The following is an 11101-nucleotide window of genomic DNA, read 5'->3' as shown; positions in this document are numbered from 1 at the left end:
GAATGGCTAACCGAAAACCCCCTTTCAGTCCCCACCGAACGCGAAATCGCCACTTTTAATAAGGGGGAACCAGTTTATCGCGTATTATTTCGGAAAGTGGGGACTGGGGACTAGGGACTCGGGGCTGGGGGCTTGGGGGGGGGGGGGGGGGGGGGGTTGTGGGGGGGGGGGGGTTGTGGGGTTTTGGGGGGGGGGGGTAGCTGGGGACAATCTGTAAGGGCGGGTTTTGTGGTTAACTCTTCTGCTGTGAACATAGAGTTATCTGCTAAACCCGCCCCTACAACTCAAAACTCAAAACTCTCCCAGTCCCCAGTCCCTAGTCCCCAGTCCCTAGTCCCTAGTCCCCAGTCCCCACTTTCCGAAATAATACGCGATAAACTGGTTCCCCCTTATTAAAAGTGGCGATTTCGCGTTCGGTGGGGACTGAAAGGGGGTTTTCGGTTAGCCATTCGGTGGTACCTTGTTTTTGGAAAGCTGGGTGTTCTTGGAAGCGCGATCGCATTTCGATCGCCACATTTTCCACATCAGATTGAATAAATACTTCACCACCAATCACCAAATAATTAGCTAAATCAGCCACCGTTTCTGGTTGTACCATGCGCCGTTTTTGGTGACGTTTTTTAAACCAGGGATCGGGAAATTGAATTGTCACTCGCTGTAATTTTCCGGGAGGGAGGGAACTGAGGAGAGGACGCAAAGAATTATTGACATTGCAAAATAAGTAATGTAAGTTTCCTAATCCCAATTGATCCCGGTATTGATTTGCTTCATCAACTAACGGTTCGCGAATTTCCAACCCTAAAAAATTCCAATCAGGTTGAATCTGTGCCATACTCAACACAAATCTACCCCTAGCACAACCAATGTCTAAATGTATTGGTTGACTGAGATCGGCGTAAATTTGACTCCAGTCTGGGGTACTTGTTGGGGTTTGGTACTTCTTGCTTAGTGGGTTAACGTGCTGGCGGACTCGGACAGCTGCCAAAATTTTTCCTCCTTTTTCGCAATTAAACTACACAGATAGAGGTCGTTAAGGCTCAGCATTAGTTATACTCGACGGGGATCAAGGTTTTGCTCATTTAACTCTAGATTGCCATCATGAGTTTAGAATTTCGCTTCGCAGTGGCTAGTGATTTACACATTGCCCTTCCTCACACCATTTGGGACAATCCTTATCGGTTTCATTTGGTAGAAGTTAGCATTCCAGCTTTGGAATTGACTTTTCAACATTTGGCGCAACTCGACTTGGATTTTTTATTATTACCAGGAGACTTAACTCAACATGGCGAACGGGAAAATCATGCTTGGTTAAAACAGCGGTTGGCGCAGTTACCTTTTCCAGTTTACGTGGTGCCGGGTAATCATGATGTGCCTGTTTTAAAGGCAGATGAAAAAGCGATCGGTTTGGCAGATTTTCCCAGTTATTATCAAAAATTTGGTTATGATGACCCGAAACAACTTTATTACACTTGTGAAATTTTGCCGGGAGTGCGTTTAATTGGTTTAAATTCTAACAATTTTAATGAACAAGGCGAGCAAATCGGACGTTTAGATGATGCTCAATTAGATTGGTTAAAAGGTGTTTTAGCGACTGCTAAGGAAGAATTGATTTTGGTAATGATTCATCATAATGTGGTGGAACATTTGCCGGGACAATCTCAACATCAAATGGGGCGCAGATATATGTTGGAAAATGCGCCGGAGTTGTTGGAAATTTTACGTCCCCAGGTGCAGTTGGTTTTTACTGGACATTTGCACGTTCAAGATATTGCTGAAGATCGGGGAATTTATGATATTACGACTGGTTCTTTAGTGAGTTATCCTCATCCTTATCGGATTTTACATTTTCGGGCTGATGATTTGGGGCGGAAATGGTTACAAATTGAAAGTCATCGGATTGATTCTTTACCAGAATGGCCTGATTTACCGCATTTTTCCCGGGAGTGGATGGGCGATCGCAGTTTGCCATTTATGCTTCGTTTATTAACCGAACCGCCTTTAAATTTACCGATAGAAACTGCTCGTGAATTAGCTCCTAGTTTACGTTATTTCTGGGCAGATATTGCCGCTGGTGATGGAATATTTGATTATCCCGATTTTCCGCCAAAAGTAAGGCGTTATTTCCAAAAGTTTAGCTGTTCTGGGAGCGATCGAACTCCGACAATGATTGATAATTGTGCGACTTTGTTGCTTTAAGGTTGGGGACTGGGGATTAGGGACTGGGTACTGGGTACGCGCAAAATTTCAAACTTTCTTATTTTTCTCCTTAACCGCTTAACTGCTTTTACCTGAAAACTCAAAACTTACCCAGTCCCCAATACCCAGTCCCCTTTTTTCAAGATAAATAAGCTTTGAGTTTGGCATCAATTCCAGTGATATCTGTACCAACTACTACAGCAAAAGCGCCGATTTCTAGGGCTTGTTTTACCATTTTGGGGGAGGAGATTCCGCCTTCGCAAATTACAGGAACTTGGAGTTTTTCCCGCATTTCTGCTAATAGTTGAAAGCCTGGGGGGGAGAGGTGTTTTGTTTGATTTGTGTAGCCGTAAAGTGTGGTGGCGACGATATCAGCACCAGCGTTAGCAGCGGAAATTGCTGCTTCGATGGTGTCGATATCTGCCATGACTAATTTACCTAATTTTTGGTGAATTTGAGTAATGATTGTGGTTAGTTGTTCTTGATTGGGACGTTCTCTTAAGGTAGCATCAATGGCGATGATATCTGCTCCGGCTTTGGCGATCGCTTCTGCATGACTAAATTGCGGGGTAATATACACATCATAGCCAGGTATTTGTTGTTTCCAAAGTCCAATAATTGGGGCTGATATTTGTTGGCGAACTGCGGTTATATGTGCTGGTGTATCGATTCTGACTGCTGCTGCACCATTGAGTACAGCTGCTTTTGCCATTGCTGCAATTACGTAGGGATCGTGTAGCGGAGATTCTACTGGTGCTTGACAAGAAACTATTAAAGTTTGATTTAATGATTGTAATAAGTTTTTATTCATCTATATTATTAGCCATTAGTAGTTGAATTTTATGTAATAAACTTTGAGGTAAGATTGGTTTCAGCAAGTAATTATTTGCTCCTAAAACTAGATTATCTGAAGAAACTTTGTTAGTTAAAGCTAGAATTTTCACATCTTGCATACCGGGTAAACTGCGAATTTGTTCAACTATTTCTTTACCATTATTTCCTGATAATTGCAAGTCTAAAATTACAATTACAGGTTGCAAAATTTCTATTTGTTTCATGGCTGTAGATGCTTCTAATAACCAAACTACTTGAAAGCCAGCAGCAGTTAAAATTTCACAAATTAAAGTAGCTGTTTCTTCATGATTTTCAATAACAACGATTCTTCCTGCGGGAAATTTCAGATTAATTAATGTTTCTTCTTTCGTGTAAGATGAGGATAGTTCATGGGAGAGTTTTTCGGTAGCAAGGTATTGTTGTTTTGGCAACCACACGGTAAAAATTGAACCGACACCAACAGTAGAGTTAACTTCAATTCTTCCACCATGAAGTTCTACTAATTGTTTAGTTAATGCTAATCCTAATCCAGTTCCTTCATATTGGCGATGGTAAGAACTATCTAGTTGTTGGAATTTTTGGAAGAGCAAATGTTTTTGGTGTTCGGGAATGCCAATTCCTGTGTCTTCTACTTGTAAAACTGCGCGATTTCCTTCTCGCCAAACCCGCAAAATTACTCTACCTCCTTGGGGAGTAAATTTAATGCCATTACTCAATAAATTGTAGAGAATTTGTCTCACTCTTCTGTCGTCGGCTAAAAAGCGATCTTGTTGGGAATCCAGTCTTATTGCTACTGCTAATTCTACGCCTCTTTGACTAGCTTTTTGTTTCAAGTTGGTCATTTCTTGATGTGCTAATTGAGAGAGGGAAAATTCGCTGATGTTTAAGACGGTTTTTCCGGCTTCTAGTTGAGATAATTCGAGAATATCGTTGATTAATTCGAGGAGGTGTTCGCCGTTGTCGTGAATGCTTTGTAAGTAGTCTCTTTGTTTTTGACTGAGTTGCCCGAAAGACCATCTTAATAGAGTAGCAGATAAGCCGATTACGCAGGTTAAAGGTGTGCGTAATTCATGGCTCATTGTGGCGAGAAATTCGGTTTTGGCGCGGTTGGCGGATTGTGCCAAAAGCATGGCATCATGGAGTTCTTGGGTGCGATCGATCACCCTTTTTTCTAATGTGTGTTTTTGCTGTTGAACTTCGGCATAAAGTTGGGCTTGATAGATTGCGATCGCTAAATGTTCGGCAATATGTGACAGAAATTTTTTCTCATTATCTTGCCATTGTCGCGGTTCAAAACATTGGTGAGCGATTAATAAACCCCAAAGTTGCTCTTGAATTAAAATTGGCACAACCAATTTAGCTCTTACTTGATTTTGCCGCATTAAATTCAAAATGCAGGGATGAAAAGTATAGGCTGTTTCAATATCTTTGACTGCTAAAGTGAAACCTTTGCGATATTTTTCCCGACAGTTGGGTACAAAAAGAAAACAACGTTCTTCTTCCGAAAAACCTAAGACCGAAGGTATTTCATCAGAAGCTCTTGCTTCATAAGTCACTCTTCCCCAAATTTTGCGATCGCTTACTTCCTGCTCAAAATCTTGTTCTAGTTGATTGTCATTTTCTGGTATAGTTAAGTTTGATTCTTCAGGATGTAATTCTTGTTTTGCCGCCATTTCATAAAAATTTAAAATATCGTTTTCGGCAATCTCTAAGTGTTTAACTGAAGATAAAGGTTGCTGAAATTGATAGATTAATAAGCGATCGGCTTGTAAAAAATTCCGCACCTGTTCTACCGCAGTTTCCAAGATTTCCGGTAATTCTAAACTATCGCGGATTTGAGTTGTTACCTGATTCAATAATCGCTCTTGTTCTACCTGTTGTTTTAAAGCTTCATGCACAGGTTGGCAAACAGAAACAAAAGGATAAATTGGATCTGGCGATGAATTTTTTTTGCTTTCTTCTGTGATAATGTCTAACAAGGAAAGAGTAAAATCGCTCTGAAGATTGGCATCGTTAGGACGAAGAATTTGACTAGCTTGTTGAAAAGTTTGTTCAGCCAGAGGATGATCTTTAAGGAAAGTACTTAACTGAGTGAGAAATGCTGCGATCGCTTCTGGCGCAAAAGTTAGTCCTACCTGATATAATTTATCCTCTGGGTCTTCCCAAGAAACTTCTTCTAACCGTTGCGTTGCTACCATTAAACCACTAAACTGTTCCGACACCAACAGAGTAAATTTTTCCTCTATTTGTGGTGGTCGAACTGTCAGGGTGGATAGCACATCTTCAGTCAAAAGCAAGTTAGGTTCTCCGACCCTTTGTGCCATTTGCCCAAATAAGGTTCGCAGTCCATTAAAAGAGGTGAGGGATAAATTCCGACGTAAAATAAAATTTTGGTAACTCAGCATTTTAGCCGTTTACATAAGGAAGCAGTAGGCTTTGCTAAATCAGACTCCGATCGTGGTTCTTCATGATTGATTATGAATTAAGTCAGACCAGATTTACCACAATTGAGGCAAGTATAAACAGTTCCTTTAACTAATGTATAACCGAAAGCTTCTAAAAAACCGTAATCATTGAGGATAAAATCGTGCATCGTTTAGCTGCTACCCCTGGAGGATGGAATTTTCAAGAAGAAGGAGTGATTTTCATTGAGCAAACCCCTGCTCCTATTGTATTCCTCACGGCTGCGGATACGGATATTCAAACTCTAGCGGTAGCTGTGGGTAAACTCCCAGCAGATTTTCCCGAACTGCGAGTTGTCAATCTCTTACAATTACAACAACAACTGAGTATTGATACTTACGCCACCCAAGTATTAGCAAAAGCCGAAATCATCATTATTCGCTTACTTGGCGGACGTTCGTACTGGTCTTACGGTTTAGAAGTAGTGCGAGAGACGGTACAACAAACAAGGGCAAAACTGATTATAATGCCGGGGGATGACCGCCCAGACCCCGATTTAATCAGTCATTCTAACATTTCCCTAGTAGGGGTAAACCAGTTGTGGCGCTACTTTAGTGAAGGCGGTGTAAATAATTTTGTCAATGCTTTAAAATTTGTTGTCGATCTTTGTTGCCAAACAAATTATACACCACCACCTCCGCAGGAAGTTCCACGAGTCGGAATTTATGATTGGCAACCAGAAAACGCCATTTTAACTCCTAAAGTTGGTATTTTATTTTATCGGGCTCATTATTTAGCTGGAAATACTGCCCCAATTGATGCTTTATGTCAAGCTTTAGTGACAAAAGATTTAGCCCCGGTGCCAGTTTTCGTTTCTTCTTTGCGAGATCCCGATATTCAAGGTGAGTTAGCAGAATATTTCCAGCCAAAAGATGCGGAATCAATTCAACTTTTACTCAATACTACCAGTTTTTCAGTTAATAATTTTGAACGAACAATTAGCAATTTTGAATTAACGACTAATTTTTCTGATATTCCAGTTTTACAAGTTATTTTTAGTGGGGGAACAGTAGAACATTGGGAATCTGGTTTTCAAGGACTTTCGCCGAGAGATATGGCGATGAATGTGGCGTTACCAGAAGTAGATGGAAGAATCATTAGTCGGGTAGTTTCTTTTAAGGCGGTACAGTCGAAACATCCTAGTTTAGAAACAGATGTTGTAGGATATGAACCAAATTTAGAACGGATTAATTTTGTGGCTGAGTTAGCAGCAAGTTGGGTAAATTTGCGGCGAAAATTTCCGATTAATCGCAAGATAGCTTTAATTTTAGCTAATTATCCCACTCGTGATGCGAGGTTAGCAAATGGTGTGGGTTTGGATACTCCTGCTAGTTGCGTGGAAATCCTGAAAGCTTTGGAAAATGCTGGGTATGGGGTGTCAAATTTGCCGGAAACTGGTGATGATTTGATTAATAGATTAACTTTGGGAATTACTAATGATTTGGAAGGTAAGGAGTTGCGATCGCCAAATCAAGTGCTATCTTTAACAGAATACCAAGAGTATTTTGCTAATCTGCCTTTATCAGTGCAACAAGGCATAGTTGAAAGATGGGGAATTGCATCTGTTAAAGAGTTTCCGATTTCGGGAATTCAGTTAGGTAATATTTTTGTCGGAATTCAACCGAGTCGGGGTTACGATCTCGATCCGAGTTTAAATTATCATGCGCCAGATTTAGAACCAACTCATGATTATTTAGCTTTTTATTATTGGGTGAGAAAGCATTTTGGGGTGGATGCGATCGTTCATGTCGGAAAACATGGTAACTTAGAATGGTTGCCTGGTAAAAGTGTTGCTCTTTCGAGTAATTGTTACCCGGAAGTAGCATTAGGCGCAATTCCCCATTTTTATCCTTTTATTGTTAACGATCCTGGTGAAGGTTCGCAAGCAAAACGTCGCGCCCAAGCGGTAATTATTGACCATTTAACACCGCCAATGACGAGGGCGGAATTATATGGGAATTTGCATAAGTTAGAAAATTTAATTGATGAATATTATGAGGCGCAAAATTTAGATCCTTCTCGGTTGGGGAGGATTTGCGATCGCATTTCTCAGCTAATATTAGAAGAGAATTTGCATTTAGATTTGGGGACTGGGGACTGGGGACTGGAGACTGGGGAATTAACATCAATAATTCCGCAAATTGACGGTTATTTGTGTACATTGAAAGAGGCGCAAATTCGGGATGGGTTACATATTTTTGGGCAATGTCCTCAAGGGCGACAATTAAGAGATTTAATGGTTGCTATTGCGCGACATCCTGGTAATAACCGAATTGGTTTAACTCGCGCCATTGCGAAAGATTGGGGTTTAGAAATTGACCCATTAACAGATGATTTGTCATTAGTAATTGGTGAAAAATATCGGACTGTTGGCGATGTGGTGGAAGCTTTGGAAGAACACGCCGCTAACTTGGTAGAAAAGGTAATTGAAAATCAAGGACAAATTACAAATGACATCGGAAAAATGACCGAAAAAGAGTTAACTTGGATCGGTGATTATCTCCTCCCAGCATTACAAAAAACTCAGCAAGAAATCAGCAATTTATTGCAAGGTTTAGATGGAAAATTTGTCCCTCCCGCACCTTCAGGCGCACCTACAAGAGGTCGCCCGGAAGTGTTACCAACGGGACGAAATTTTTACTCAGTTGATATTCGCGCCATTCCCACAGAAACCGCTTGGGATATTGGTCGAAAAGCGGCAGAAGTATTAATTGAAAGATACACTCAAGAAAATGGAGAATATCCGAAAACTTTGGGTTTATCTATTTGGGGAACTTCCACAATGCGAACGGGTGGCGATGATTTAGCAGAAGCTTTAGCATTATTAGGAGTGCGTCCAATTTGGGATGGTGTGGCGCGACGAGTGGTAGATTTTGAAATATTACCAATCTCGGTTTTAGGTCGTCCTCGCGTCGATGTAACCTTGCGAATTTCGGGTTTTTTCCGCGATGCTTTTCCCAATTTAATTGATTTATTTGACCAAGCAGTAACCGCAGTTGCAGGATTAAATGAGTCGCCGGAAGATAATCCTTTAGCGGCAAAAGTCAAGCAAGAAACGGAAGTTTGGGTAACTGCTGGGTTGAGTGAAGAACAGGCAAAAATGCGATCGCAATTTCGCATTTTCGGTTCCAAACCTGGTGCTTATGGTGCAGGTTTACAAGGTTTAATTGAATCCCAAAATTGGCAAGATGAGCAAGATTTAGCCCGCGCTTATATTAACTGGAGTAGTTACGCTTATACTAGCTCTAACAAAAATTCCCCCCCTTATCAAGGGGGGTTAGGGGGGATCTCCGCGCCAGAAGCTTTTGCAGAAAGGTTGCGCCAAATGCAAATAGTATTACACAACCAAGATAACCGCGAACATGACTTATTAGATTCCGATGATTACTATCAATTTCAAGGTGGTTTAACTGCATCAATTCGCGCTTTAACTGGCAAAAATCCCCAAACTTATTTCGGTGATAATTCCATTCCTGAAAACCCGAAAGTTAGACAATTAAAAGCAGAAATTGCCAAAGTTTATCGATCCCGTGTGATTAACCCAAAATGGATTGCTGGTGTAATGCGTCACGGTTACAAAGGCGCTTTTGAAATGTCCGCAACAGTTGATTATTTATTTGCTTACGATGCAACAGCAAACTGTGTAGAAGATTTCATGTATCAAGGAGTAGCAGAAAACTATTTATTTAACTCAGAAGTTCAAGAATTTATTCAACAAAAAAACCCTTGGGCGTTGCGCGATATGGCAGAAAGATTGTTAGAGGCAAATCAGCGAGGTTTGTGGGGAAATGTCGATCGCACTACAATAGATAAACTAAGAGCAATAGTCCATGAAGCAGAAGGAAAAATAGAAGGTAATTATAGCAGTTCTATTTGATTTAAGGATTTTTTGAACCGCGAAGACGCGAAGGACACGAAGGAAGAAGAAGAAGAGAAAGTGTAAAGATTACATTACCGAATTTTTTTTAACCACAGATGAAGAATTAAAGCGATCGATTTTTGCCAAAAGCTACTCTTTAACCTCTTCTTCTTCTCTTCGCGCTCTTCGCGTCTTCGCGGTTCATAAAAAAAATAAATTTGTTACACTAATTAAAAGTAGGATGCCTCACCCTAAAACGAGATTACCAATGCTAGCAACCTCGATACTTTTAACCAAAGAATTGCCCAGCTTGTCATATAATCCCACACGCGATCGCTTTGATGAAACCTGGGAAGCACCCTTAGCAACATTGCTAGGATTGGGACGTGCTGCTGGTGCAGATTTTATCGAATTCTTTTTAGAACGAGTCAATTACATTAGCTGTTTAGCAGAAGATGACGGTATTACTAGCATCTCACCTAAACTTTCTACAGGTGCAGGTGTCAGAGTTTTTCGCGGACAATCTGATTGCTATGTTAGCACCAATGACCTATCATTTTCAGGACTAAAAGCAGCATTAGAAAAAGCACTTTCCATTCAAGGATTAATTCTCCCCGCACCTAATTCTTACATCCCCGAAATCAACTTAGAATTACTCCGAGATTACGCCACCAAAAATAACAAAGATATTTGGAATTCTCAATTTAGCTCAATGCAAGAAATGGGCGAAGTGTTGCTTGATGCTAACGCCAAACTCAAGCAAAAAGCGAATCACGTTCAATCTCGACGCGCCGTTTATTTCCGAGATTGGCAAGAAGTTTTAGTCGCTGCAAGCGATGGAACTTTTGCCCGTGATATTCGCTTAACTCAATCAGTTGGTTACAATCTTTTGTGTGCTGATGGCGCTAATCGTTCTTCAATTGGTAAGCGTTCCGGTAATACGGGAGATGCTAGCTTTTTGCGGAATTGGAATTATGAATTTGACTCGGAAGAAGTGGCAGAATCAGCCGGAAAAATGCTTTATGCTGATTATGTAGAATCGGGAACTTATCCGATTATTATGGCGAATGCTTTTGGCGGCGTGATTTTCCATGAAGCTTGCGGACATTTGCTAGAAACTACTCAAATTGAACGCAAAACTACGCCATTTATTGACAAGAAAGGCGAAAAGATTGCTCACGAAAATTTAACTGCTTGGGATGAAGGTCGATCGCAAAATGCCTTCGGAACGATCGACATGGACGACGAAGGAATGCCTACCCAAAGAACATTATTGATCGAAAATGGCATTTTGAAGAATTTTATTGCCGATCGCGCAGGTTCCATACGAACTGGACATCCTAGAACCGGAAGCGGTAGAAGACAAGGTTACACTTATGCAGCTGCTTCTCGGATGCGAAACACCTACATTGCACCCGGAAATTACGCCCTAGAAGACTTATTTAATTCCGTAGATAAAGGCATTTACTGTAAGAAAATGGGCGGCGGAAGTGTCGGCGCAACAGGTGAATTTAACTTCGGAGTTGATGAAGCTTACTTGATTGAAAATGGCAAAATTACTAAACCTTTGAAAGGTGCAGTTTTAATTGGTGAAGCTAAGGAAATTATGAACAAAATTTCCATGAGTTCCAAAGATTTAGAACTCGCTTCTGGTTTTTGCGGTTCCATCAGTGGCAGCGTTTATGTAACAGTTGGACAACCACACATTAAGGTTGATTCTATCACCGTTGGCGGACGCTAAACCAATTT

General features: G+C 40.9%; 6 protein-coding genes and 1 pseudogene. 4 read left to right on the top strand and 3 right to left on the bottom strand.

The genetic code is table 11. The features are described 5' to 3' along the window. Positions 1-114 (top strand): annotated as a pseudogene (locus ACE1B6_RS00625) (tRNA (guanosine(46)-N7)-methyltransferase TrmB); the annotation flags it as partial. A gap of 223 nt (positions 115-337) precedes the next feature. On the opposite strand, the gene trmB reads toward ACE1B6_RS00625, so the two are convergent. Then, positions 338-985, bottom strand: a complete 648-nt coding sequence (trmB, locus tag ACE1B6_RS00620) for a tRNA (guanosine(46)-N7)-methyltransferase TrmB (protein ID WP_413255294.1) — start codon at positions 983-985, stop codon at positions 338-340. A gap of 113 nt (positions 986-1098) precedes the next feature. On the opposite strand from trmB, the gene ACE1B6_RS00615 reads away from it, so the two are divergent. After that, positions 1099-2196: a metallophosphoesterase family protein gene (locus ACE1B6_RS00615; protein ID WP_413255293.1), complete on the top strand. Its 1098-nt coding sequence runs from the start codon at positions 1099-1101 to the stop codon at positions 2194-2196. A gap of 139 nt (positions 2197-2335) precedes the next feature. Here ACE1B6_RS00615 and ACE1B6_RS00610 read toward each other — a convergent pair whose 3' ends face one another. Then, on the bottom strand, positions 2336-3007 hold the full coding sequence (locus ACE1B6_RS00610; RefSeq protein WP_413255292.1) for an N-acetylmannosamine-6-phosphate 2-epimerase: 672 nt from the start codon (positions 3005-3007) through the stop codon (positions 2336-2338). Further along, positions 3000-5435 carry a hybrid sensor histidine kinase/response regulator gene (locus ACE1B6_RS00605; protein WP_413255291.1) on the bottom strand — a complete coding sequence of 812 codons (2436 nt, stop codon included), beginning with the start codon at positions 5433-5435 and terminating at the stop codon, positions 3000-3002. The genes ACE1B6_RS00610 and ACE1B6_RS00605 overlap by 8 nt, the downstream gene beginning before the upstream one ends. Positions 5436-5617: 182 nt before the next feature. Between ACE1B6_RS00605 and cobN the strand changes: the two genes are divergently transcribed. Together cobN and ACE1B6_RS00595 are read left to right on the top strand one after the other, a co-directional pair. Continuing rightward, positions 5618-9370 (top strand): cobaltochelatase subunit CobN, encoded by a 3753-nt coding sequence (cobN, locus tag ACE1B6_RS00600; protein ID WP_413255290.1) that lies wholly within the window; start codon positions 5618-5620, stop codon positions 9368-9370. Between the two features lie 250 nt (positions 9371-9620). Then, complete coding sequence (locus ACE1B6_RS00595; RefSeq protein WP_413255289.1) at positions 9621-11093, top strand: TldD/PmbA family protein; 1473 nt, start codon at positions 9621-9623, stop codon at positions 11091-11093. Positions 11094-11101: the final 8 nt, after the last annotated feature.

Origin of the sequence: Floridaenema fluviatile BLCC-F154, from assembly GCF_041929135.1 — a bacterium.
Taxonomy (GTDB): Bacteria; Cyanobacteriota; Cyanobacteriia; order Cyanobacteriales; family Aerosakkonemataceae; genus Floridanema; species Floridanema fluviatile.
Note: the sequence above shows the minus strand (reverse complement) of the source record. Positions and strands in the feature narration are given on the sequence as shown.

What these genes read in the sequence shown, in the direction of transcription:
- ACE1B6_RS00605 (WP_413255291.1), bottom strand. Translation starts at nt 5,435, where the DNA reads ATGCTGAGTTACCAAAATTTTATTTTACGTCGGAATTTATCCCTCACC.
- ACE1B6_RS00615 (WP_413255293.1), top strand. Translation starts at nt 1,099, where the DNA reads ATGAGTTTAGAATTTCGCTTCGCAGTGGCTAGTGATTTACACATTGCC.
- ACE1B6_RS00595 (WP_413255289.1), top strand. Translation starts at nt 9,621, where the DNA reads ATGCTAGCAACCTCGATACTTTTAACCAAAGAATTGCCCAGCTTGTCA.
- ACE1B6_RS00610 (WP_413255292.1), bottom strand. Translation starts at nt 3,007, where the DNA reads ATGAATAAAAACTTATTACAATCATTAAATCAAACTTTAATAGTTTCT.